The organism is Aurantimonas sp. 22II-16-19i (genome assembly GCF_002088275.1).
GTDB lineage: Bacteria > Pseudomonadota > Alphaproteobacteria > Rhizobiales > Rhizobiaceae > Jiella.
The window spans coordinates 243154-267433 of the sequence record NZ_AQQS01000001.1 but is presented as its reverse complement, the minus strand read 5'-3'; the positions used below and the strand labels follow the sequence as shown (position 1 = coordinate 267433).

At 67.6% G+C, this 24280-nt stretch carries 21 protein-coding genes and 1 pseudogene; 13 read left to right on the top strand and 9 right to left on the bottom strand.

Annotated features, from left to right (window positions below; genetic code table 11):
- Positions 1 to 338: 338 nt before the first annotated feature.
- Positions 339 to 1565, top strand: coding sequence for an adenylate/guanylate cyclase domain-containing protein (locus ATO4_RS01250; protein ID WP_245308525.1), 1227 nt, complete (start codon positions 339 to 341; stop codon positions 1563 to 1565).
- A gap of 67 nt (positions 1566 to 1632) precedes the next feature.
- On the opposite strand, the gene ATO4_RS01245 is transcribed toward ATO4_RS01250, so the two are convergent.
- The 3 genes from ATO4_RS01245 to ATO4_RS01235 all read right to left on the bottom strand — a co-directional run bounded on the left by ATO4_RS01245 (position 1633) and on the right by ATO4_RS01235 (position 5263).
- Positions 1633 to 3015, bottom strand: a complete 1383-nt coding sequence (locus tag ATO4_RS01245) for an aspartate aminotransferase family protein (protein ID WP_083589563.1) — start codon at positions 3013 to 3015, stop codon at positions 1633 to 1635.
- A 61-nt stretch (positions 3016 to 3076) separates the two neighbouring features.
- A complete protein-coding gene (locus ATO4_RS01240) occupies positions 3077 to 4570 on the bottom strand; it encodes an NAD-dependent succinate-semialdehyde dehydrogenase (protein WP_083589828.1) in 1494 nt (497 codons plus the stop codon).
- A 243-nt stretch (positions 4571 to 4813) separates the two neighbouring features.
- On the bottom strand, positions 4814 to 5263 hold the full coding sequence (locus ATO4_RS01235) for an Lrp/AsnC family transcriptional regulator (protein ID WP_083589827.1): 450 nt from the start codon (positions 5261 to 5263) through the stop codon (positions 4814 to 4816).
- Positions 5264 to 5344: 81 nt separating this feature from the next.
- On the opposite strand from ATO4_RS01235, the gene ATO4_RS01230 reads away from it, so the two are divergent.
- The 10 genes from ATO4_RS01230 (at position 5345) to doeB (ending at position 15443) form a co-directional block, all read left to right on the top strand.
- On the top strand, positions 5345 to 6727 hold the full coding sequence (locus ATO4_RS01230) for a PLP-dependent aminotransferase family protein (RefSeq protein WP_083589562.1): 1383 nt from the start codon (positions 5345 to 5347) through the stop codon (positions 6725 to 6727).
- Positions 6728 to 6870: 143 nt separating this feature from the next.
- Positions 6871 to 7647: an ectoine/hydroxyectoine ABC transporter ATP-binding protein EhuA gene (ehuA, locus tag ATO4_RS01225; protein ID WP_083589561.1), complete on the top strand. Its 777-nt coding sequence runs from the start codon at positions 6871 to 6873 to the stop codon at positions 7645 to 7647.
- 70 nt (positions 7648 to 7717) lie between these two features.
- Entirely contained in the window at positions 7718 to 8575 is an 858-nt protein-coding gene (ehuB, locus tag ATO4_RS01220) for an ectoine/hydroxyectoine ABC transporter substrate-binding protein EhuB (RefSeq protein ID WP_083589560.1), read from the top strand.
- Between the two features lie 524 nt (positions 8576 to 9099).
- The gene (ehuC, locus tag ATO4_RS01215; RefSeq protein ID WP_083589559.1) at positions 9100 to 9759 is read left to right on the top strand and encodes an ectoine/hydroxyectoine ABC transporter permease subunit EhuC; all 660 of its coding nucleotides are present in this window, start codon (positions 9100 to 9102) and stop codon (positions 9757 to 9759) included.
- Positions 9760 to 9774: 15 nt separating this feature from the next.
- Positions 9775 to 10452 (top strand): ectoine/hydroxyectoine ABC transporter permease subunit EhuD, encoded by a 678-nt coding sequence (ehuD, locus tag ATO4_RS01210; protein WP_083589558.1) that lies wholly within the window; start codon positions 9775 to 9777, stop codon positions 10450 to 10452.
- Positions 10449 to 11225 (top strand): ectoine utilization protein EutA, encoded by a 777-nt coding sequence (eutA, locus tag ATO4_RS01205; RefSeq protein ID WP_139802179.1) that lies wholly within the window; start codon positions 10449 to 10451, stop codon positions 11223 to 11225. The genes ehuD and eutA overlap by 4 nt, the downstream gene beginning before the upstream one ends.
- Position 11226: 1 nt before the next feature.
- Positions 11227 to 12219, top strand: coding sequence for a hydroxyectoine utilization dehydratase EutB (gene eutB / locus ATO4_RS01200; RefSeq protein ID WP_083589557.1), 993 nt, complete (start codon positions 11227 to 11229; stop codon positions 12217 to 12219).
- Positions 12219 to 13211, top strand: coding sequence for an ectoine utilization protein EutC (gene eutC, locus ATO4_RS01195; protein WP_083589556.1), 993 nt, complete (start codon positions 12219 to 12221; stop codon positions 13209 to 13211). Before eutB ends, eutC begins: the two co-directional genes overlap by 1 nt.
- Positions 13212 to 13227: 16 nt before the next feature.
- Entirely contained in the window at positions 13228 to 14421 is a 1194-nt protein-coding gene (doeA, locus tag ATO4_RS01190) for an ectoine hydrolase DoeA (RefSeq protein ID WP_083589555.1), read from the top strand.
- 23 nt (positions 14422 to 14444) lie between these two features.
- Positions 14445 to 15443, top strand: coding sequence for a N(2)-acetyl-L-2,4-diaminobutanoate deacetylase DoeB (gene doeB / locus ATO4_RS01185; RefSeq protein WP_083589825.1), 999 nt, complete (start codon positions 14445 to 14447; stop codon positions 15441 to 15443).
- Positions 15444 to 15551: 108 nt separating this feature from the next.
- Here doeB and ATO4_RS01180 read toward each other — a convergent pair whose 3' ends face one another.
- The 5 genes and pseudogenes from ATO4_RS01180 to cyoA all read right to left on the bottom strand — a co-directional run bounded on the left by ATO4_RS01180 (position 15552) and on the right by cyoA (position 20890).
- Positions 15552 to 16355, bottom strand: a complete 804-nt coding sequence (locus ATO4_RS01180; protein WP_083589554.1) for an SURF1 family protein — start codon at positions 16353 to 16355, stop codon at positions 15552 to 15554.
- 399 nt (positions 16356 to 16754) lie between these two features.
- A pseudogene (gene cyoD / locus ATO4_RS28205) lies at positions 16755 to 17123 on the bottom strand (cytochrome o ubiquinol oxidase subunit IV); the annotation flags it as partial.
- Entirely contained in the window at positions 17123 to 17749 is a 627-nt protein-coding gene (gene cyoC, locus ATO4_RS01170; RefSeq protein WP_083589552.1) for a cytochrome o ubiquinol oxidase subunit III, read from the bottom strand. The gene cyoC and the pseudogene cyoD, both read right to left, overlap by 1 nt.
- A gap of 3 nt (positions 17750 to 17752) precedes the next feature.
- Positions 17753 to 19756 (bottom strand): cytochrome o ubiquinol oxidase subunit I, encoded by a 2004-nt coding sequence (gene cyoB / locus ATO4_RS01165; protein WP_139802178.1) that lies wholly within the window; start codon positions 19754 to 19756, stop codon positions 17753 to 17755.
- A gap of 57 nt (positions 19757 to 19813) precedes the next feature.
- Positions 19814 to 20890 carry a ubiquinol oxidase subunit II gene (cyoA, locus tag ATO4_RS01160; RefSeq protein WP_245308504.1) on the bottom strand — a complete coding sequence of 359 codons (1077 nt, stop codon included), beginning with the start codon at positions 20888 to 20890 and terminating at the stop codon, positions 19814 to 19816.
- Between the two features lie 223 nt (positions 20891 to 21113).
- On the opposite strand from cyoA, the gene ATO4_RS01155 reads away from it, so the two are divergent.
- Both ATO4_RS01155 and ATO4_RS01150 read left to right on the top strand, forming a co-directional pair.
- Positions 21114 to 22433, top strand: coding sequence for an MFS transporter (locus tag ATO4_RS01155; protein WP_083589550.1), 1320 nt, complete (start codon positions 21114 to 21116; stop codon positions 22431 to 22433).
- A gap of 293 nt (positions 22434 to 22726) precedes the next feature.
- Positions 22727 to 23494, top strand: coding sequence for an SDR family oxidoreductase (locus ATO4_RS01150; RefSeq protein ID WP_083589549.1), 768 nt, complete (start codon positions 22727 to 22729; stop codon positions 23492 to 23494).
- Positions 23495 to 23553: 59 nt separating this feature from the next.
- Here ATO4_RS01150 and ATO4_RS01145 read toward each other — a convergent pair whose 3' ends face one another.
- Positions 23554 to 24171, bottom strand: a complete 618-nt coding sequence (locus tag ATO4_RS01145; RefSeq protein WP_083589548.1) for a GNAT family N-acetyltransferase — start codon at positions 24169 to 24171, stop codon at positions 23554 to 23556.
- Positions 24172 to 24280: the final 109 nt, after the last annotated feature.

The window sequence follows — 24280 nt, the reverse complement described above, 5'->3', positions numbered from 1 at the left end:
GATCCTCGGTGGGGCGACACTAGGGCTGGTTCCCCGCGCCTGTCCCAGGCCATTTCGCACATTCTTGCGGACCGCTCGCGGCAGCCGGTCGGGAGGGACGGGCAACGGTTTTGAAATTGCCGCCTCGCATCGCCATATGACCGTCACCCCGGCGCCCCGCCACGGAAACGCTGCACTTGCGGCTCTTCCTTGCGGGCAATGCGTCGTCGTTCGTGAAGCGTCGATCGACCCGTCACGGCGCCGGCGCTCAGGCGACGCATGGCGACATATTGGCGATCTGAAGGAACTGCCTCATGCAACTCGTCCGCTCGAACGCCGACCTGCCGACTGCCCGGGCGATGGATGCCCCGATCGATCGCAAGCCGCTGATCGACTGGCTGGTCAACGAGACGAGCCACCAGCGCTTCGTCGACAACATCTTCCAGGAATTCTGCGACCGGATCAGAGCCGCCGGCGTGCCCCTGGCCCGGGCGACGGTGCATTTCAGGATCGACCATCCCCAGTGGCTCGGCGCACGCATGCTCTGGCGCAAGGGCATGGCCGAGGTCGACATCGAGACCTTCCAGCACGGGACGCTTGAGACGCCGGAATACCGGCAGAGCCCCGTCGCGACAATGCATGCCGGCACGACGGAGCTGCGGTGGCGCAGTGACGGCCCCGCCGCGGACACCGACCGCTATCCGCTGTTCGCCCAGCTGCTCCAGGAGGGGATGACCGACTACGTCGCCTGGCCGATGAAGCACACGCTCGGCCGCAGCCACGTGGTCACCTTTGCCAGCGACGGCCCGGACGGCTTCACCGAGGATCATCTCGCCTTCCTCGCCGACCTGCTTCCCACTTTTGCCCTGGTCAGCGAGATCCGGCTGAAGAACCGCCTCGCGCGCACGCTGCTCGAAACCTATGTCGGCCCGCATGCCAGCGAGGAGATCCTGGCCGGCGCCATCACCCGCGGCAGCGGCACCACCGTCGCCGCGGCGATCCTCGTCTGCGACCTGCGCGACTTCACCCACATCTCCGACAACTGGCCGCGCGACGACGTCATCGAGCTGCTGAACGGCTATTTCGACGCCATCTGCGAGCCGATCGAGCGGCATGGCGGCGAGATCCTCAAGTTCATCGGCGACGGGCTGCTCGCGATCTTCCCGCTGGACCGGCCGACGGCCTGCGACGACCTCTTGTCGGCCGTCGACGAGGCCCAGTCGGCGATGGACGCGCTCAATGCCGCCCGGGTGGCGCTCGGCCAGGAGGCTTTGCGCTACGGCGTCGGCATCCATGTCGGGGACGTGATGTACGGCAATATCGGCTCGCGCCAGCGCCTCGACTTCACCGTCATCGGCCCGGCGGTGAATGCGGCCGCGCGGCTCGAGAACCTGACCAAGGCGGTGCACGAGCCGGTGCTGGTGTCGCGGGCCTTCGCCGAGATGGCGAGCTGCCACCGGGCGCTGGAGAGCCTCGGCTCCTATCCATTGCGCGGCTTCGGCGAGGAGATGGAGGTGTTCTCGTTCTCCGTCGCCAAGTGGCGGCAGACGGCCGAGCCGTGCGGCGAGGCGGCCCTGGCATCGTAGCTTCCGGGACCGCAAGAGACGCGAGGAAAGCCCGGCGCAGGCTCCTGCCAGCGCCGGGCTTTGTTCGTCAGGCGAGGGTGGCGGTCACCGCGTCGACGGCATCGGCCGTCTGGGCGATGATCAGGTCGGCGTCTTCCTTGGTCAGGCAGAAGGGCGGCGCGAAGCCGAGGATGTCGCCTTCCGGCATCGCCCGGCCGATGACGCCGCGCTCGAAGAGGGCGGCGGCGATCTTCGGGCCGACCTTCTGCGAGGCATCGAAGAACCGGCGGTCGTCCTTGTCCTCGACGAATTCGACGGCCGCGAGCAGGCCCTCGCCGCGCACCTCGCCGACATGGGCCTTGTCGGCCAGCGCCGACTTCAGCCCCTCGACGAAATAAGGGCCGACCTCGCGGACGTTGTCGATGAGGGCGAGGTCGTCGATCAGCTTCAGGTTGGCGACGCCTGCCGCCGCGCAGATCGGATGGGCGGAATAGGTCCAGCCATGGCCGAAGGCGCCGAGCTCGTCCACGCCGCTCACGAGGCCGTCCCACATGCGCTTCGAGACGATCGAGCCCGACAGCGGCGCATAGGCCGAGGTGAGGCCCTTGGCGATGGTGATCAGGTCCGGCTTCATGCCGTAGTGATCCGAGCCGAACATCGAGCCGAGGCGGCCGAATCCGGTCACCACCTCGTCGGCGACGAGCATGACATCGTACTTCTCCAGCACGGCCTGGATCTTCTGCCAGTAGCCGGCCGGCGGCGGCACGATGCCGCCGGTGCCGAGCACCGGCTCGCCGATGAAGGCGGCGACCGTGTCCGGACCCTCGGCGAGGATCATGTTTTCGAGCTCGTCTGCGCAATGCTGGGAGAACTGCTCCTCGCTCATCGAGCGGTCCTCGCGCCGGAAGTAGTAGGGCGAGACGGTGTGCAGGATCGGCGCGCGCGGCAGGTCGAAGGCGTTGTGGAAGAGCTGCAGGCCGGTCAGCGAACCGGTCATGACGCCGGAGCCGTGATAGCCGCGCCAGCGCGAGATGATCTTCTTCTTCTCCGGCCGGCCCCGGGTGTTGTTGTAGAACCAGATCAGCTTGATGTTGGTCTCGTTGGCGTCCGATCCCGACAGGCCGAAATAGACCCTGCTCATGTGCTCGGGCGCCCGGTCGATGATCATCTTCGACAGCTGGATCGAGGCGTCCGTGCCGTGGCCGACATAGGCATGGTAATAGGCCAGCTCATGGGCCTGCTTGGAAATCGCGTCGGCGATCTCGGTGCGGCCGTAGCCGGCATTGACGCAGTAGAGGCCGGCGAAGGCGTCGACATGGGTGCGGCCGGTCGCATCGGTGATGCGCACGCCTTCCGCGCCGGTGATGACGCGGGTCGGGCTCTCGCCGCGGGCATGGGTGCCCATGTGGGTCGAGGGGTGGAAGAAGTGATCGCGGTCGAAGGCTTCGCGTTCGTTCGAGGCGTCGAGCATGGAGACTGCTCCTCTGATCTTGAGTGGAAAAGGGTCGTGGCGTGTTCGGTGCAGGGCCGGATCAGGCGAGATCGGCGCAGACATATTTGACGTCGGTGAAGGCCTCGAGGCCGTGGCGCGAGCCTTCGCGGCCAAGGCCGGACTGTTTGACCCCGCCGAACGGGACCGGCGCGCCGGTGATCTTCACCCGGTTGACCGCGACCATGCCGTAGTCGAGCGCCGCCGACAACCGCGCGGCGCGCGCGCCGTCCCTCGTCACCACATAGGCGACGAGCCCGTATTCGCTGTCATTGGCCCGGGCGATCACCTCGTCCTCGGTCTCGAAGGGCGTCAGCGCCGCGACCGGGCCGAAGGTTTCCTCGCGCATGATCGCGGCGCTCTCCGGGACGTCGGCGAGGACGGTCGGCCGGTAGAACAGCGGCCCGGCCGCATCGCGGGTGCCGCCGGTCAGCAGCCTTGCGCCGCGGGCCTTCGCATCCTTCACCTGCGCCTCGACCTTGGCGATCGCCCGCTCGTGCATCAGAGGCCCGATGTCGGTGCCGTCGTCGAGGCCGTTGCCGACTGTCAGCTCGGCCGCCTTGTCAGCGAAGCGCCGGGCGAATTCCTCATAGACCGGCCGCTCCACATAGATGCGGTTGGCGGCGAGGCAGTCCTGGCCGGAGGTGGCGAATTTGGCGTCGATGGCGATGGCGACGGCGCGGTCCAGATCGGCGTCGGCAAAGACGATCAGCGGCGCGTGGCCGCCGAGCTCCATCACCAGCCGCTTGACCGTCGGCGCCGATTGCGCGGCGATCAGCCGGCCGATCTCGGTCGAGCCGGTGAAGCTCATCGCCCGGACGCGGCGATCGGCGCACATGCGACCGACGATGGTCGCGGCATCGCCGGTGACGACGTTGAAGACGCCGGCGGGGAAGCCCGCCCGCTCGGCGAGTTCGGCCAGGGCGAGGGCCGAGAGCGGCGTCTCGGCGGAGGGGTGGGCGACGACCGTGCAGCCGGCGGCAAGGGCGGCGGCGGCCTTGCGGGTCAGCATGGCGGCGGGGAAGTTCCAGGGCGTGACGAGGCCGGCGACGCCGACCGGCACCCGCGACACGCTCATCGCCGCGCCGGGCAGGTGGCTGGCGACGCTCTCCACGGAGACGCGCCTGGCCTCCTCGGCATAGTAGTCGACGAAGGAGGCGGCATAGTCGATCTCGCCGCGCGCCTCGGCGAGCGGCTTGCCCTGTTCCAGCACCATCAGGAGGGCGAGGTCGTCCTTGGCCGCCAGGATCAGGTCGTTCCAGCGTTTCAGGATTGCGCCGCGCTGCTGGGGCAGCATCGCCTTCCAGGACGAGAACGCCGCATCGGCCGCGTCGATCGCAGCCGTCGTCGCCGCCGCGTCGAGGGCCGCGACATGGGCGAGGGTGACGCCGCTGGCCGGATCGGTGACGGCGAAGGTCGCGCCGCTGCGGCCGCGGGTCCAGCGGCCGTCGACATAGGCGTTGTCGCGCAGGAGCCGGGGATCGGCCAGAAGCGCGATGGCGGGATGACGTTCGTCGCGGGCGAAGACGGCACTCATGGGATGACCTCCGGAGATTTCCCCGCGAACGGGCGAAAAGCCGGCATCGGGGACCGGCATGGCCATGAGCTTAAGGGCTCGGCGCCGGAGGAACGGGCTGAACCGGCGCCCACGACCGCCTGTCTGGACTGAAGTGTCAGGCTTTGGGAGAGAGTCTCTCTCCGGGCTGTCGGTCGTTTGCCGGCTCATCGGATGCCGGTTGGGCCGGCCCAGCTTCGCGGGCCGGCGGCCATAGCCCCGCATTCACCCCTCCGCCTCCTTCACGGTCCGGGTGACGATGTAGGTGAAGTAGCGGGCGATGCCGATCTCGCGTTCGAGCCAGCCGTCGATCAGCCGCTGATAGGCATCGATGTCGGCGGCCGCGATCTTCAGCACATAGTCGACGCCGCCGCCGACCGACCAGCAGGCGACGACCTCCCGCGCCTCCCGCACCACCTTCTCGAAGCGGTCGAAATCGGCCTGGCGATGCTGGCCGAGGGTGATCTCGACGATGACGCCGGTCTGCGGCGCGACCAGGCGCCACGCGATGCGGGCATGGTAGCCGGTGACGATGCCCGCCTCCTCCAGCCGCTTCAGCCGGTTCCAGCAGGGGGTCGGGGAGAGACCGACCCTTTCCGCCAGCTTCAGCTTGGTGATGCGCCCCTCGCGCTGGATCGCGTCGAGGATCCTCAGGTCGATCGGATCGAGCTTGATGGGCGGCATTGGCGTGGAATTCCCCGATGAGCGATATGGCACCATATTGCCGAACGACATGATTTGCGAAAGAGTGCTTTCATGACAATGCCTTTTCTCGATCCCACCGCGCTGCATCGGCCGGTCTATCAGTCGCTCGCCGACCAGATCGCCCGCGCCATCGGCGACGGGCACCTGGCGAACGGCGTCAAGCTGCCGCCGCACCGCATCCTCGCCCATGACCTGGGGATCTCGGTGCAGACGGTCAGCCGTGCCTATGAGGAGCTGATCCGCCGCGGCCTCGTCTCCGGCGAGACCGGCCGCGGCAGCTTCGTCCGGCGCCAGGAGCCGGCGGGCGAGGTGCCCTATCTCCAGGAGCGGCCGGGCGAGGTCGTGGATCTGTCGATCCTCAAGCCGGTCTGCGAGACCATGCATCTCGACCGGATGAAGGCGGTGCTCGCCGAGATGGCGACGGATCTGCCGGCGAGCGCGGCTCTGTCGTTCCGTCCGAACGTCATCTTTCCCGGCCACCGGATCGTCGCCACCGAATGGCTGCGTCACTGCGGGCTGACCGTCTCGCCCGGCAACGTCGTCCTCACCAATGGCGCGACGGCCGGCATGACCGTCGCGATGATGAGTGCCGCTTCCACCGGCACGGTGATCGCGACGGAGACCGTCGGCCACCACACGCTGGTACCGCTCGCGAGCTATCTCGGGCTGAAGATGGCGGGCGTCACCATCGACGGGGAGGGGATGGTGCCGCAGGCGCTGGCCGCGCTGTGCCGGCAGGAGGACGTGCGGGCGGTCTTCCTGCAGCCCTCGCCGATCAATCCCTGCGCCTCGATGATGGGCCTCGAACGGCGCGAGGCGCTGATCGAGGTCGCCCGGCAGCACGGCCTGACGATCATCGAGAACGACCCGCTCGGCCCGCTGATCGAGGATCGCCCGCCGCCGATCGCGGCGCTGGCGCCGGAGCGCACGCTCTATGTGACGAGCTTCACCAAGACGGTGCTGCCGGGCCTTCGCACCGGCTATCTCGTCGCGCCCGACCGGCTGATGCCGGCCGTCGCCAACCGCCATCTGGTCAGCCACTGGATCGCCACGCCGCTGCTCGCCGAGATCGCCTCGCGCTGGGTGCGCGACGGCACCGCCCTGGAGCTCGTGCGCTGGCAGAGGGCGACGCTGAAGAAGCGGCAGGCGATCGTCGCGAGCATGCTCGAGGACATCCCCCATGGCGCCCATCCGCAGGGGCTGCACGTCTGGCTGCCGCTCGCCAGCCGCGCCGAGGAGGAGATCTTCGTCGCCCAGGCGCGGCTGCGCGGCGTGGCGCTGGCGCCGGGGCGCAGCTTCCAGATCGGTCGCCACGATCATCCGGCGGTGCGCATCGCCGTCGGCGCGTCGAGCGAGACCGAGCTGCGCTCCGGCCTGCGGATCGTCGCAAGCCTCTACCGCGCGGCGCCGGAGCCGCTGCTGCTCGCGATCTAGGCAGGCGCACGTCGGATTCCCGGCTGTCCTGCCCGATCCCGTGGCAGGAGCCGGATTATTGTACTGGTTTAATTTTCCCGATTGACATGATTTGCTTCTGCGCCACATCCTAGGTCTTCGAAACCCGAAGACCGAGGCCGTGCGTGGTCGAACCCATCATCAAGCTCGAATCCGTGACCAAGCGCTTCGGCTCGCTGACCGTGCTGGACGAATTGTCCTTCGAGGTGAAGCCCGGGGAGAAGCTGGCGCTGATCGGGCCGTCCGGATCGGGCAAGACCACCATCCTGCGCATGCTGATGACGCTGGAGCATCCCTCCGAGGGGCGCATCACCGTCGACGGTGACTACCTGTTTCACATGCCGCGCGGCAACGGCCTCGTTGCGGCCAACGAGAAGCATCTCCACGAGATGCGCCGCAAGATCGGCATGGTGTTCCAGCATTTCAACCTGTTTCCCCACAAGTCGGTGCTGCAGAACGTCACCCTGGCGCCGATCCTGACCCAGAGCGTCGCTAAGGCCGACGCCGAGAAGCGTGGGATGGAACTCCTCGACATGGTGGGTCTCGCCGACAAGGCGAACGCCATGCCGTCCCAGCTGTCCGGCGGGCAGAAGCAGCGCGTCGCGATCGCCCGGGCCTGCGCGCTTCGCCCCAAGATCATGCTGTTCGACGAGGTGACCTCGGCGCTCGATCCCGAGCTGGTCGAGGAGGTGCTGAACGTCATGCGCCGCCTGGCCGCCGAGACCGACATGACGATGCTGCTGGTCACCCACGAGATGAACTTCGCCAGGGATTTCGCCGACCGGGTGCTGTTCTTCGATAGTGGCCACATCATCGAGGACGGCCCGCCCGCCGAGATCTTCACCAATCCCAGCCACGAGCGCACCCAGAGTTTCCTGCGCAAGGTGCTGGCCGCCCACTAGCCGGCAGGGCCGGCATGCCGGTCTCGCCGAGACGACCATGACACCCCAATCCCAACCCAACGGAGTTGCCATGAACCGCCTGATCTCCCTGTCCCGCCGCGCTGTCCTCGGCGTTGCCGTCGCCGGCCTCGCCGCCGCCAGCACCGCGCCCGCCATGGCGCAGGACGCCCTCGAGCAGCTGAAGGAGAAGGGCTCGGTGCGCGTCGCCATCGGCAACGAGCCGCCCTATACCGAGCTGAAGTCCGACGGAACCGTGTCCGGCGCCGCGCCCGACGTCGCCCGGGCGGTGTTCAAGAAGCTCGGCATCGAGAACCTCGAGCCGGTCGTCTCCGAATATGGCGCGATGATCCCGGGCCTGCAGGCGGGCCGCTTCGACGCCGTCACCGCCGGCCTCTTCATGAAGCCGCAGCGCTGCAACGCCGTCGCCTATTCCGAGCCGGTGCTCTGCGATGCCGAGGCCTTCCTCGTCAAGAAGGGCAATCCGAAGGGCCTGACCACCTTCAAGTCGATCGCCGACAGCGCCGATGCCACAATCGGTGCGCCCGGCGGCGGCACCGAGGAGCGGCTGGCGCTGGAAGCCGGCGTGCCGCGCAGCCGCGTCATCGTCGTGCCCGATCCCCAGAGCGGCCTGACCATGCTGGAGCAGGGCCGCATCGACGTCTATTCGCTGCCCGTCCTGTCGATCAATTCGCTCGCCAAGAAGGCCGGTGACGGCGTCGAGGTCATCGCCCCGGTCGAGGATTCGCCCATCGCCTGCGACGGCGCGGCCTTCGCCAAAGACCAGACGGCGCTGCGCGACGCCTTCGACAAGGGGCTCGCCGAGCTGAAGGAATCCGGCGAGTTCGCCGCCCTCATCGAGCCCTACGGTTTCTCGGCCGCGGCGGCGATGAAGACCTCCCGCGAGAAGCTGTGCTCGACGCCGGAGTAAGTTGGTCCGGAGGGTCGCCCTGAACGCGGCGGCCCTCCGGCGGCGCTCGCTTCGTCGATATTGAAGTCTCATTTCGTGGCGGCGCGTTTCCGCAAGGCAGGCGTCGGAGGGATGAGCTTCTTTCGGCCAAGGCTCGCCGCGACAGTTAAAGCGTCGTCATTTTCGGGCCCCGTCCCGAGAATGACGAAGCTGCGAGGTTTCGCCACCCTTCGTCCACGCAGACGCCGCTTGGCATCGGCCAACAAACGAAGCCCCGCTGAGATGTGGGAATCTCGTAGGGCCCCGTTCCGGGAATGACGACGCGTCGGGCTGGTGCCTTCAGCTTTGCGGTCCGGCAATCCGAAGTCTCCGCGGAAGTCATCGTCCAATAGGGCCCACCGAGATCAGGAATGCCGGAGAGCGGGAATCTGAGATGGCGCCGCGTCGAAGGCCGCTCGTCTCTTGGCCCTTCGAACGACGCGGCCCAGTGCCAGCTTGGCTGACGGCCGATCGACAACACCAACCCTTCGAGGACCCGGACCTTCATGGAGATGTGGCTCGGCTACATGCAGCTCATTCTTCACGGTGCCTGGATCACCATCCAGCTCACCGTCTATGGCTGCGCCTTCGCGCTGGCGGTCGCGATCCTCGCGGGCCTCGGCCGGATCTCGCCCTATGCCGCGGTGCGCTGGATCTCGGTCGGCTACATCGAGTTCTTCCGCGGCACCTCGATCTTCGTCCAGCTGTTCTGGATCTACTACGTCCTGCCGCTGATGGGCTTCACCCTCAGCCCCATGCAGGCGGGCGTCCTCGCCCTCGGGCTGAATGTCGGGGCCTATGGCGCCGAGGTGGTGCGCAGCGCCATCCAGGCGGTCGACGAGGGCCAGAAGGAGGCCGCCGTCGCGGTCAACCTGACGGGCTACCAGACGATGCGCCACGTCATCCTGCCCCAGGCCTTCGTCATCATGCTGCCGACCTTCGGCAACAACGCCATCGAACTTCTGAAGGGCACGGCGATCGTCTCTTTGATCTCGCTCTCCGACATGACCTTCCAGGCGCAGGTGGTCCGCGCCCAGACCGGCAATACGGCGATCCCCTTCATCACCATCCTCTTTCTCTACTTCGCCATCGCATCGGTGATCAGCTTCGCCGTGCGGTCCCTGGAAAAGCGCCTGTCGCGCGGCCTCGACGGCGTTCGGGCTTAAGGGAGGGCACCGCTCATGGAATGGGACTGGCCATTCGTCTGGCAGATCCTGCCGACCCTCGCCGAGGGCGCCAAGATCACCATCATCGCGACGCTGCTCGGCTATCTCCTGGCGGTGACGCTCGGCCTCGTCTTCGCGATGATGCGTCGCTCGCAAAACGGCTTCGTCTCCCGGCCCACCGCCGGCTTCGTCGAGTTCGTGCGTGGCACGCCGCTGCTCGTGCAGCTGTATTTCCTGTTCTACATCCTGCCGGAGGCGGGCATCACGCTGGGGCCGCTGGCGGCCGGCGTCATCGGTCTCGGCCTGCACTATGCGACCTACACCTCGGAGGTCTACCGGGCCGGCATCGACAACGTGCCGCGCGGCCAGTGGGAGGCGGCCAAGGCCTGCAACCTCTCCTACCGCCAGACCTGGCGCCACGTCGTCCTGCCCCAGGCGATCATGCCGGTGATCCCGGCGCTGGCGAACTACCTGATCGCCATGTTCAAGGAGACGCCGCTGCTCTCGGCGATCACCGTCCTCGAACTGATGAACCAGGCCCGCTCGATCGCCAACTACAACTACCGCTATGTCGAGCCGATCACCCTCGTCGGCGTGTTCTTCCTGGTGATCAGCCTCGTCGCCGTGGTCGGGGTCAAGTATCTGGAGCGGCGCTTCGGCAGCTACGGCAAGCGCGGCAGGGCGGCGACATGACGACGATGCGGGAGCTTTCGCCGTCTGCAGTGAACCTCGACGAGCGGCCGATCGCACGGCGGGTCGGCCTGATCCTCCTGTCCACCGATCACACGACCGAGACGGATTTCGCCCGGCTCGTCGCCGGAGAGGGGATCGGCGTCTATGCGAACCGCATCGAATACGCCAATCCGACGACGCCGGAAAACCTCCTCGCCATGCGCCCGCGCCTCGCGGAGGCGGCGGCCGCGATCCTGCCGGGCTCGGCTCTCGATGCGGTCTGCTTCTCCTGCTCTTCGGCTTCCGCGGTGATCGGCGACCTCGCCGTCACCGAAGCGGTCCAGGCCGGCAAGCCGGGGGTCTCCGTCGTGACGCCGGCGCTTGCCGCGGCCAAGGCTCTGACGGCGCTCGGCGCGCGCCGGATCGCCATGCTGACGCCCTATCTCGCCGCGACCACCCGGCCGCTCGCCGACTATGTCGAGGCCAAGGGCTTCGAGCTCGCCGCCGTCACCTGCCTCGGCTTCGACGACGACCGGGTGATGGCGCGGATCTCGCGCGCGGCGCTGGTCGAGGCGGCGGTCGCCGCAATGCCCGACGACGCCGAGGCGCTGTTCATCTCCTGCACGGCGCTGCGGGCCGTTTCGGTCGTCGCCGAGATCGAGGGCCGGATCGGCCGGCCGGTCGTCACCTCCAACCAGGCGACGATCTGGGAATGCCTCCACCACTGCGAAGCCGCGCCGAAGCTGGCGAATGCCGGGCGGCTGTTCGGCCACACGCTGGCAAAGGCGGCGTGACATGACGGGCGCAGTGGTCGCGATCGCAGACATCGAGGAGGCTGCCCGGCGGATCGCCGGCCATGTCCGCCGCACGCCGCTGGAGCGCTCGGCGGCGCTGTCGGAGCTTTGCGGCGTCCCGGTGCATCTGAAGCTCGAACACTGGCAGGAGACCGGCGCCTTCAAGCTGCGCGGGGCGACGAACGCGGTGCTCTCGCTGTCCGGCGAGGAACGCGAGCGGGGCGTCGTCGCCGCCTCCACCGGCAATCACGGCCGGGCGCTCGCCCATGCCGCCAAGACCGCCGGCGCGCGCTGCGTCGTCTGCCTGTCGAACCTCGTGCCACAGAACAAGAAGGACGCCATCACCGCGCTCGGCGCCGAGCTGCGCGTGGTTGGCAAGAGCCAGGACGACGCGCAGGTCGAGGTGGACCGGCTGGTGCTTGAGGAGGGAATGATGCCGCTGCCGCCCTTCGACCATCCGCACATCATCGCCGGGCAGGGCACGATCGGTCTCGAGATCGTCGAGGACCTGCCCGAGGTCCGCACCGTGCTGGTGCCGCTGTCGGGAGGCGGGCTGATCGCCGGCATTGCGGCGGCCGTGAAGGCGCGGTCGCCGAAGACCCGGATCGTCGGCATCTCCATGACCCGCGGCGCGGCGATGCAGGCGAGCCTTGTGGCTGGCCATCCGATCGAGGTCGAGGAACTGCCGACGCTCGCCGATTCCCTCGGCGGCGGCATCGGCCTTGCCAACCGGCTGACCTTTGCGATGGTCCGCGATCTCGTCGACGAGGTGGTGCTGCTCTCCGAAGCCGAGATCGCGGCGGGCATCCGCCACGCCTATTTCCAGGAGCGCGAGATCGTCGAGGGCGGGGCCGCCGTCGGCATCGCCGCGCTCCTCGCCGGCAGGATCGAGATCCGCGGCCCGACCGTCGCGGTGCTGTCCGGCCGCAACATCGCCATGGACCTGCATGCCCGCATCGTCGCCGGGGCCAATGGTCTGGAGGGTTCCGCCTGATGCCGCAGATCCGCATCCTCACCGAGGCCGAGCTTCGGCAATTCGTCACCCTCGACGTCGAGACCATCGACGCCATCGAGGCGGCCTTTCTGGCGCTGGCGACGAAGCCGGTCGCCATGCCGGAGATCATGCGCCTCGACATTCCCGAGCATCGCGGCGAGGTCGACGTGAAGACCGCCTATGTGCCGGGCCTGTCGGGTTTCGCCATCAAGGTCAGCCCCGGCTTCTTCGACAATCCGAAGCTGGGTCTGCCCAGCGTCAACGGTCTGATGATGCTGCTTTCGGCGAGGACCGGCCTCGTCGAGGCGCTGTTCCTCGACAACGGCTATCTCACCGACGTCCGGACCGCCGCCGCCGGGGCCGTCGCCGCCCGGCAGCTGGCGCGGGAAGACGCCTCGGTCGCTGCGATCTTCGGCGCTGGCGTCCAGGCCCGGCTGCAGCTCCAGGCGCTGGCGCTGGTGCGGCCGATCCGCGAGGCGCGGATCTGGGCGCGCGACGGTGCCAGGGCGGAACAGGTGGCGGCCGGGCTTTCCGCCGAGCTCGGCCTCTCGGTGACGGCCGTGGCTGGGGGCCGCGACGCCGTCGATGGCGCCGACATCGTCGTCACCACGACCCCCTCCGAGACGCCGATCCTGATGGCCGACTGGCTCCAGCCCGGCCAGCACGTCACCGCCATGGGCTCGGATGCCGAGCACAAGAACGAGGTCGAGCCGGCGGCACTCGCCCGCGCCGACCTCTACGTCGCCGACAGCCTGAAGCAGACCCGGCGGCTCGGCGAACTCCACCACGCCATCGCCGCCGGCCTGATCGCGGCCGATGCGGCCTTCCCGGAACTCGGCGCGATCGTCGCCGGGCTCGCCGGGGGGCGCACATCGCGGGAGGCGATCACCATCGCCGACCTCACCGGAACCGGCGTCCAGGACACGGCGATCGCCACCCTCGCTCATGCCCGGTCGCTCTCCGGCGACCGCGGCACTCCCTTTGCAACCTGACAGGAAAGACGGCCCGATGTCGGCGCCCCAGCTGAAATTCACCCGCGAGGAATATGCCGCGCGGCTTGCCAAGACCCGCCGCGCCATGGAGCAGCAGGGCGTTGACGCCCTGTGGGTCTCCGACCCCTCCAACATGGCCTGGCTCACCGGCTATGACGGCTGGTCCTTCTACGTCCATCAGGGCGTCCTGGTGCCGCCCGAGGGGGACCCGATCTGGTTCGGCCGCGGCCAGGACGCCAACGGTGCCAAGCGCACCGCCTATCTCGGCCACGACGACATCGTCGGCTATGCCGATCACTACGTCCAGTCGGCCGTGCGCCATCCGATGCAGGCGCTCGCGGCGCTGATCAAGGAGCGCGGCCTCGACCGCCTGACCATCGGCGTCGAGATGGACAATTACTGGTTCTCCGCCGCCGCCTTCGAGACGATGCGCCGGGACCTGCCGGAGGCGCGCTTTACCGACGCCACCGCGCTGGTCAACTGGCAGCGTGCGGTCAAGAGCGCGCAGGAGCTCGACTACATGCGCATCGCGGGGCGGATCGTCGGGGCGATGCACCAGCGCATCGTCGACGTGATCGAGCCCGGCATGCGCAAATGCGATCTCGTCGCCGAGATCTACGATGCCGGCACGAGGGGCGTCGACGGCCCCGACGGCCGGTTCGGCGGCGACTATCCGGCGATCGTGCCGCTGCTGCCTTCCGGCGCGGATGCCTCGGCGCCGCATCTCACCTGGGACGACAAGCCGATGAAGACCGGCGAGGGAACGTTCTTCGAGATCGCCGGCTGCTACAACCGCTATCACTGTCCGCTGTCGCGAACGGTGTTCCTCGGCAAGCCGAGCCAGGCCTTCCTCGACGCGGAGAAGGCGACGCTGGAAGGCATGGAAGCCGGCCTTGCAGCGGCGAAACCCGGCAATGCCTGCGAGGACATTGCCAACGCGTTCTACGATGTCCTGAAGAAATACGGGATCGTCAAGGACAACCGCACCGGCTATCCGATCGGCATCAGCTATCCGCCGGACTGGGGCGAGCGCACCATGAGCCTTCGCCCCGGCGACCGGACCGAGCTGAAACCCGGCATGACCTTCCACTTCATGACCGGCCTCTGGCTCGAGGACATGGGCCTCGAGATCACCGAGAGCCTCGCCATCACCGAGACCGGCTACGAGTTGCTCGCCAACGTGCCGCGCAAGCTCTTCGTCAAGGACTGACCATCATGTTCGGACCCGAACCGATGGCGGAGCTGCCGCCATCGCCCGTCGTCGCCAAGGTCGATTTCGACACCGACGGCATCCACCATGGCTTCCTGCGCATGCCCTACAGCCGCGACGACAGCGCCTGGGGCTCGATCCTGACGCCGATCACCGTCGCGAAGAACGGCGACGGGCCGACGGCGCTTTTGACCGGCGGCAATCACGGCGACGAATACGAGGGGCCGATCGCGCTGTTCGACCTCGCCCGCAACCTCGACCTCTCGGAGGTGACGGGCCGGATCATCATCGTGCCGGCGCTGAACTACCCGGCCTTCCGGGCCGGGTCGCGCACCTCGCCGATCGACAAGGGCAATCTCAACCGGTCGTTTCCGGGGCGCCCCTTCGGCCAGCCGACCGAGAAGATCGCCGACTTCGTCACCCGCAGCCTCCTGCCGATGGCCGACATCGTGCTGGACTTCCACTCCGGCGGCAAGACGCTGGACTTCCTGCCCTTCGCCGCGGCCCATGTGCTCGACGACAAGCAGCAGGAGGCGGCATGCTTTGCCGCCGTGCGGGCATTCGGCGCGCCCTATTCGGTGAAGATGCTGGAGATCGACGCGGTCGGCATGTTCGACACGACGGCGGAGGCGATGGGCAAGGTGTTCGTGACGACCGAGCTCGGCGGCGGCGGCACGGCCAGCGCCCGCACCGCCGGGATTGCCAAGCGCGGCGTCACCGACCTCCTGCGGCACGCCGGCATCCTCAAGGGCGAGCCGGAGATCCGCGAGACCCGCTGGCTCGACATGCCGGACGACCGCTGCTTCACCTTCTCGGAGATCGACGGTCTGATGGAGCCGCTGGTCGATCTCGGCGATCCGGTGCGGCAGGGCCAGCCGATCGGCCGGTCCTGGCCGATCGACCGGACGGGACAGGAGCCCTACACCTACACCGCCAAGATGGACGGCATCCTCGTCGCCCGGCACTTCCCCGGCCTCGTCAAGGCCGGCGACTGCATCGCGGTTCTCGGCGTCCTGGGGTGAGGCGGCAGCCGGCCCGACGGCAGAGGCTGCCGGGCCGGCCCGGCATGGAAGCGCCCATGCCACGCTGCGCAGCCGGCGATGCGAGCCGCATCTCCTGCGGCTCGTCGCTCATCCCTTCCGGCGCTTCTCCTGCCGGATGACGATGACGCCCGCGACGAGGACGAGGCCAGCCAGCGCAAACCAGGTCAGCGCATATTGGAGATGCTGGTTGCGGAAATCGGTGCGGGTCAGCCCCTCGACCGGATAGGCGACATCGCCGACCGGCGCGCCCATCTCGACATTGGGGAGGGGGGCTCGCTCAAGGGGCGAGCCGGCGTCGATGAAATAGGGTGCGACGGGTTCCGCCAGACCCTCGGTCGCGGCGATGGCGGCGACGTCACGGGAATACCAGCGCCCGCCGGCAGGATCGTTGGAGCGCAGGAAGGCGCCGTCCGGCTGGCTCATCCGCATCAGGCCGGCGACGGTCGTCGCCTCGCCAGGAAGACCCCGATCGGCGGGAAAATCCCGCGCGGGGACGAAGCCGCGATTGACGAGGACGGTGAAGCCGCGCTCCTCGCGTAGCGGCGTCATCAACCAGAACCCGCCGCCATAGTCCGTCGAGGCCTGGACGAAGACGCTCTTGCCGGCCTCCCAGCGGCCGGTGGCCGTCACATGGCGGTACTCGTCCGTGTCGAAGGCGAGGGCGGGCCAGTCGGCGGGACCGGGAGCCGGGACGGGACGGGCGGCCACCCGTTCCTCGACCGCCGCGATCAGGTCGAGCTTCCAGACCCGGCGCTCGAGCTGCCAGAGCCCGAGTGCCGTGAAGGCGGCAAAGAGCAGGACGCCGGCCACGGCGAGAAGGACGAGGCCGAGCCTGCCGCGGCGGCGGTGCTTGCGGCCCCCACCGTCTTGATCCTTCGCCTCGTCGGTCACTTGGAAGCGCTCCGTTCGTCGGCCTCCATGCGGCCGTCACTGGGGAGTGACGGCGAAGCCCTGCTGCTGCGTGTCGTTCCCGTCGATGTCTCCGGGGGTCGTACCGCTCTCGCCGCCATGGGCATGGGCACCAGCACCGGCACCGCTACCGGCATCCGTGCCGCTCTGGCTGCCAGTCGCGCCGGCGCCCGTGTCATGCGCGTCCATGTCGTGGCCGCCCATGCTGTCCATGGTCATCGGCGCCATGCCGCCGTCGTTGCCGGGGGCGGCTGCCGGGGCATTGCCACCGGTCTGGGCGTCGGACTTGCCGTCCATCGACAGGCCCTGGTTCATCTGGCCGTGGTCCATCTGGCCCCCATCCATCTGCATGCCCTCCGTCGGCATGCCGCCGTCCATCGCCATCATGTTGCTGTTGAGGTGGTACATCACCCACAGCGAGCCGGAGATGGTGATCACCACGATGACGAGCGTGAAGATCAGCGCCATCACCGTCCAGCCGCCCTCGGACTTGGCGTCCATGTGGAGGAAGTAGATCATGTGGACGAAGATCTGGGCGACCGCCAGCAGGACCACGAGACTGGCGGTGAGGACGACGTCCTCGATCGGCCGCGCCATGACCAGCCAGAACGGGATGGCCGTGAGGACGACCGACAGGCCGAAGCCCGTCAGGTAGCCGCGCATGGTCGAGTGGGACTGGCCGCTCTCGTGATGGCCGCCGTGATCGTGGTCGCCATGGGAGGGGCTGGAAGCGTGAGGCGAAATGCTCATCAGATCACCCGGATGAGATAGACGAAGGTGAAGACGCCGATCCAGATGACGTCGAGAAAGTGCCAGAACATCGACAGGCACATCAGGCGGCGCCGGTTGGCGTCGATCAGCCCGAGCTTGCCCACCTGCACCATCAGGACGACCATCCAGAGGATGCCGAAGGAGACGTGCAGCCCGTGGGTGGCGACGAGGGTGAAGAACGCCGACAGGAAGGCGCTGCGCTGGGGCGTCGCACCCTCGTGGAACAGCACCGCGAACTCGTAGAGCTCGATGCCGACGAAGCAGAGGCCGAACAGGCCGGTGACGGCCAGCCAGCCGAGCACCGCGCGCTTGTTGCGGTTCTGCATGGCGATCATCGCGAAGCCGTAGGTGATCGAGGAGAACAGCAGCATCGCCGTGTTCACCGCGAGCAGCGGCAGTTCGAAGATCTCCTCCGGGCGCGGCCCCGCCGCATAGGCGCCGGCAAGGACGCCGTAGGTCGCGAACAGGATCGCGAAGATGAGGCAGTCGCTCATCAGATAGATCCAGAAGCCGAGCATGGTGCTCGCTCCCGGTTCATGCTCGTGCTCTTCGAGCTGGTAGTAGACCGGCGCGCCGGCCTCGTCGTGAAGGGTTGCCTGCGCCATCGTTCAGCTCCGCGCCGCCAGGGAGTCGGCGTAGGCGCGTTCCGACGCCGCGACCTCCTCCGCCGGGATGTAGTAGTCCCGGTCGTAGTTGAAGGTGTGCCAGATCGTTGCGGCGATCATCGCCACGAAGCTGACGGCTGCGAGCCACCAGATGTACCAGATCAGGGCGAAGCCGCAGAGCGTGGCGAGGGCGGCGATGACGACGCCGGCGCCGGTGTTCTTCGGCATGTGGATCGGCTTGAAGCCGTGCATCGGCCGCTCGAACCCGCGCTTCTTCATGTCGGCATAGGTGTCGAGGTCATGCACGACGGGGGTGAAGGCGAAGTTGTAGTGGGGCGGCGGCGAGGACGTCGCCCATTCGAGCGTGCGGCCGTTCCACGGGTCGCCCGTCGTGTCGGCGAGCGCCTCGCGGTTCCGGATCGACACGAAGATCTGGACCAGGAAGGCGGCGATGCCGATGGCCACCAACGCCGCGCCGAAGGCGGCGATGAGGAACCAGATCTGCAGCGACGGATCGTCGAAGACGCGCAGGCGCCGGGTGACGCCCATCAGGCCGAGCACATAGAGCGGCATGAAGGCGAAGTAGAAGCCGATCACCCAGAACCAGAAGCTCACTTTGCCCCAGAAGACGTCGAGCTTGAAGCCGAAGGCCTTCGGGAACCAGTAGTTGATCGCCGCGAACATGCCGAACAGCACGCCGCCGATGATCACGTTGTGGAAGTGGGCGACGAGGAACAGCGAGTTGTGGACGACGAAGTCGACCGGCGGAACGGCGAGCAGCACGCCGGTCATGCCGCCGAGGGTGAAGGTCACCAGGAAGGCGATGGTCCAGAGCATCGGCAGCTCGAACCGCACCCGGCCGTGATACATCGTGAACAGCCAGTTGAAGATCTTCGCGCCCGTCGGGATCGAGATGATCATCGTGGTGATGCCGAAGAACGAGTTGACGCTCGCCCCGTTGCCCATGGTGAAGAAGTGGTGGAGCCAGACGAGATAGGCGAGGATGGTGATGACCACCGTCGCGTAGACCATCGAGGTGTAGCCGAACAGGCGCTTGCCGGAGAAGGTCGAGGTGACCTCGGAGAAGACGCCGAAGGCCGGCAGGATGAGGATGTAGACCTCCGGATGGCCCCAGATCCAGATGAGGTTGAAATACATCATCGAATTGCCGCCGAGATCGTTCGTGAAGAAGTTCGTTCCCACGTAGCGATCGAGCGACAGGAGGCCGAGGACGGCGGTCAGCACCGGGAAGGAGGCGACGATCAGGATGTTGGTGCAAAGCGACGTCCAGGTGAAGATCGGGATGCGCATCATCGTCATGCCGGGGGCGCGCATCTTGATGATCGTCACCAGGAAGTTCACGCCCGATAACAATGTGCCGACACCGGCGATCTGCAGGCCCCAGATGTAATAGTCGACGCCGACGCCCGGACTGTTGGCGGCATCCGCCAAAGGCGGGAAGGCCAGCCAGCCGGTGCGGGCGAACTCGCCGATGAACAGCGACGCCATGACCAGGATGACGCCGCCGGCGGTCATCCAGAAGGAGAAGTTGTTGAGGAACGGGAAGGCGACGTCGCGCGCGCCGATCTGCAGCGGCACCACGATATTCATGATCCCGACGATCAGCGGCATCGCCACGAAGAAGATCATGATCACGCCGTGGGCGGAGAAGACCTGGTCGTAGTGATGGGCCGGCAGGAATCCGTCCGAGCCGTTGAACGCCATCGCCTGCTGCGTCCGCATCATGATCGCGTCGGCGAAGCCGCGCAGCAGCATGACGATGGCGAGCACGATGTACATGACGCCGATGCGCTTGTGGTCGACGCTGGTGAACCACTCCTTCCAGAGGTAGCCCCACAGCCTGAAATAGGAGAGGGCGCCGACGACGACGCCTCCGCCGATCACCACGGCGATGAACGTCGCGACCAGGATCGGCTCGTGATACGGGATGGAATCGAGCGTCAGGCGCCCGAATATCAGCCGCGTGAGATCCGTATTGCCCAGCATGGATTTGTCTCTTGATCTCTGTTCATCCGCTCCGGCTCATGCCGGGGCCGTTCGTCGTCATTCGGCATTGAGCTGCGGCGGAGCGGCGCTGTCCTTGCCGGTCGCTGCGTCGGGTTTCCTCTCGTCGCTGTGCGGCAGCCGGTCCGTCGCCGGCGCGGTCGCCCCCTGGGCCTCGCTGCCGCCGAGTTCGTGGCCGTAGACGTCGAGGTCGTAGGCCTCGTATGTCAGCTGGTCGATCGGGACGTTGCGGCCGGGCTCCGCCTTGCCGGCATCCATCATCATGATCTGCTGCATGCACAATTTGCCGTCCTTCACGCACATGCCGAGGATGCGCGTGAAGAGGTCGTCGTCGACGGAGGAGAAATACTCGACCGGAGCCGCCTCGCTCGGCCTCGCGAGGTCGAGATAGGCCTTCTTGTCGAGGGCGTTGCCGGAGGCTTTCAGGTTGGCGATCCAGGCGTCGAAGTCCTTCTCCTCCTGGCCGTAGAACTTGAAGCCCATGTTGGAGAAGCCGGCGCCGTTGTAGTGCGAGGCGAAGCCCGCATAGACGCCGGGCTTGTTGATCACCGCGTGGAGCTTGGTCTCCATGCCCGGCATCGAATAGATCATCCCGGCGAGCGTCGGCACGTAGAAGGCGTTCATCACCGATTCCGCCGTCAGGTCGAAGCGGATCGGCCGGTCGACCGGGGCGGCGAGCTCATTCACCGTGGCGACGCCGTATTGCGGATAGATGAACAGCCACTTCCAGTTCAGCGCCACCACCTGCACCTCGAGCGGTTCCTCGTGCAGCGCCACCTTCTCGCTGGTGGTGATCCGGTCGAGCGGCCGGTACGGATCGAGCAGATGGGTGCCGACCCAGGTCACGGCGCCGAGGACGATGATGATCAGCAGCGGCCCCGTCCAGATCACCAGTTCGAGCTTGGTCGAGTGATCCCAGTCGGCGTCGTAGGTCGCATCCTTGTTGCTCGCCCGGTAGCGCCACGGGAAGTACAGCGACATGAACAGGACCGGCAGGATGATCAGCAGCATCAGCCCGGTGGCGATGAGCAGCATGTCGCGCTGCCGCGCGGCGATGTCGCCGTCCGGAAACAGCAGGGGAGAGCTGCAGGCGCTCAGGATGAATGGAAGCGCCAAGACGGCGAGAAGTCGAAACGGACGCAATGGAGCGGCCCCGTATTGTTCTGACATGGAGTGGTCGGCTGGCGGTCTGAAACCCGACATGGACTGCCACCCGGCGCTGGTATTGAACAATTCCGGCGGTGCCTCAACCCCCTTTTCCGCACTGCGGCATTAGGTTACGGGTCCTTAATCTTCGGACGCTTGCCGCTTCACCCCGTTTCGTGCTTGGGATCGCAAAATGAGCGAAACTGTTGCCTCTCCCCAGTTCTCCGGTTCCTCGGGCGCGACCGATGCCCAGGGGCATGCCCTCAATCCCAGCGAGATCGCCATCGGGGTCGTGATCGGGCGAACGTCCGAGTTCTTCGACTTCTTCGTGTTCGCGATCGCCTCCGTGCTGGTGTTTCCGGCGAGGGTGTTTCCCTTCGTCGATCCGGTGACGGGCGTCCTCTATTCCTTCGCCATCTTCGCGCTCGCCTTCATCGCGCGGCCCTTCGGCACATGGTTGTTCATGACCATCGACCGGCTCTACGGCAAGGCGACCAAGCTCACCATCGCCCTGTTCTTGCTGGGGACTTCGACGGTGCTCGTGGCCTTCCTGCCGGACTACCAGGACGTCGGGGCGCTGGCGATCTGGCTGCTCGCGCTGTTGCGGATCGGCCAGGGCGTGGCGCTCGGCGGGACATGGGACGGGCTGGCCTCGCTGCTCGCCATGAACGCGCCGGAGAACCAGCGCGGCTGGTGGGCGATGATCCCGCAGCTCGGCGCCCCCTTCGGCCTGATCGTCGCGGCCGGTCTGTTCGCCTTCTTCCATGGGTTCCTGCCCGCCGAGGAGTTCTACGCCTGGGGCTGGCAGTTCCCGTTCTTCGTCGCCTTCGCGATCAATGTGGTGGCGCTGTTCGCACGGCTGCGCATCGTCGCGACGCCGGAATACGTCCACCAGTTCGAGCGCCGGGAGATCCAGGCGACGCGGGTGCGCAAGACCTTCCGCCGCTATGGCCGCTTCATCATCGTCGGGGCCTTCGCGCCGCTGGCGAGCTTCGCGATGTTCCACATGGTGACGGTGTTTCCGCTGTCCTGGGTCGACCTCTTCACCGACGAGAGCGTGACCTGGTTCCTCATCATCGAGGCCGTCGGCGCGGTGATCGGAGCGATCGCCATCGTCGCCTCGGGCTTCCTTGCCGACAAGTACGGCCGACGCAACCTTCTGGGGATCTGCGCGCTGCTGATCGCCGTCTTCAGTGGCTTCGCGCCGTCACTCCTGTCCCAGGGCGCTGCCGGCGAGCTAATCTACATGGTCTTCGGCTTCATGCTCCTGGGCGTGTCCTTCGGCCAGTGCTCGGGCGTCGTCGCCTCGAACTTTCCCCGGCACTACCGCTACACCGGCTCGGCGCTGGTCTCCGACCTTGCCTGGCTGTTCGGTGCCGGCTTCGCGCCGTTCATCGCGCTCTATCTCTCCTATCACCTGGGGCTGGTGGCGGCGGGGCTCTATCTCCTGTCGGGCGCGATCTGCACGATGCTGGCGCTGCGCTACAACGACATGCTGGAATACCGCGAATAGGGGCGCATCGGACCGCCATCCTGCTCTTTCGTCTCATCCAGCGGCCGGCGTTCATCGCCGGCCGTTTCGATTCGAAATGCAGGTGGCGGTCGGAACTGGTCGCGCCCGCAACTGCCGCTCCGGCGCGCAGAATGCCTGGACGGTCCATCAGAAACGCACATATGCCATGCAGAACCGGCATGGCGGCGGCTGCCGGATCGGGTGTTTCGCATGTCGCCCGGCGGGATGGGTCGGGGGAATCACCGCCGGTTACTGCGCCATGCGGCCGCCGGAGAAGAGGGAGATCCATCGTCGTGAGTCTTTCGCTGTTCGACCTCACCGGCCGCCGCGCCCTGATCACCGGCTCCTCGCAAGGGATCGGCCTCGCACTGGCAAAGGGGCTGGCCGGAGCCGGCGCCGAGATCGTCCTCAACGGCCGTGACGCCGCCAAGCTCGCCGGAGCGGCGGAGAGCCTGCGCGAGGCGGGCGGGAAAGTGAGCGAGCTTGTCTTCGACGTCACCGATCATGCCGGGGTGAGGGCTGCCGTCGACCGGTTCGAGACCGAAGTCGGCGCCATCGACATCCTCATCAACAATGCCGGCATGCAGCAGCGGGCGCCGCTGGAGGAGTTTCCGGCGGACGGCTTCGAGCGCCTGCTGCAGACCAACATCGCCGGTGTCTTCCATGTCGGCCAGGCGGTGGCGCGGCACATGATCGGCCGGGGCCGCGGCAAGATCGTCAACATCTGCTCGGTGCAGACCGCCCTCGCGCGGCCCGGCATCGCCCCCTATACGGCGACCAAGGGCGCCGTCGCCAATCTGACCAAGGGCATGGCCACCGACTGGGCGAAATACGGCCTGCAGTGCAATGGCCTTGCGCCGGGCTATTTCGAGACGCCGCTGAACCAGGCCCTGGTCGACGATCCGGACTTCACCGCCTGGCTCTCCAAGCGCACGCCGGCGGGGCGCTGGGGCAAGGTGGAGGAGCTGGTCGGCACGGCGATCTTCCTGTCATCCGATGCCTCGTCCTTCGTCAACGGGACCACCATCTTCGTCGACGGCGGCATCACCGCGTCGCTCTGACCCCGGCTCGGCGTTCGGGCCGGGCTGCGGCGGCGCGGCGAGGGCGCGCCTCACGCGCCTCACTCTTCCTCGGGACGCGGGAACAGCGGCACCTGCGGCGCCGCGTCGCTGGGAAACAGGCCGAGCAGCCGTGGGTCGTCGGCCAGCTCCAGCATCTGGCGCACCGGGGTGAAGCCGGCGCGGCGGTAGAAGGCCATCGCGCGCGGATGGTCGATCGTGTTGGTGTGCAGCCAGAGCCGGTCGATCGGATCCGAAAAGGCCGCAGCGATCAGCCGTTCCATCATGAAATGCGCCGCGCCCTGGCCGGCAAGGTCGGGCGTCACGCCGAAATAGACCAGCTCGGCGGCCCCCGGTTCCGACAGGTCGAGCTCAGCGATGCCCTCCGCCTCGCCGTCGACGACGAGGGCATGGATGACGGTTGCCGGAGCGGCGATCTTTGCGGCGATCGCCTCGGGGCCGAGGATCAGCCGCTGGTACCAGAGATGGTTGGTGCCGACCCGGCGCAGCAGCCGGGTGTACCAGTCGAGGTCGGGACGTTCGGTCCGCTCGAAGCGCCAGCCGGGCCGCCCCTCGCTGGTGAAGGCCTGGCTCGTGGGCGGCTCGCGGCGCTCCAGGATGGTGGCGATGGCGGCGATCTTGCCGGGCGGGATGTCGGTGAAGCCGTCGGGCAGGGACATGGGCGGCGGTCCGTGTCGGTGGTGAGGCGGGGATGCGGTGCCGCAAGGGATATCCGGCCGCCGCCTGAGGCACAATGCGAAGGTTGGGGCCGCCGGTTCCGCGGCACTG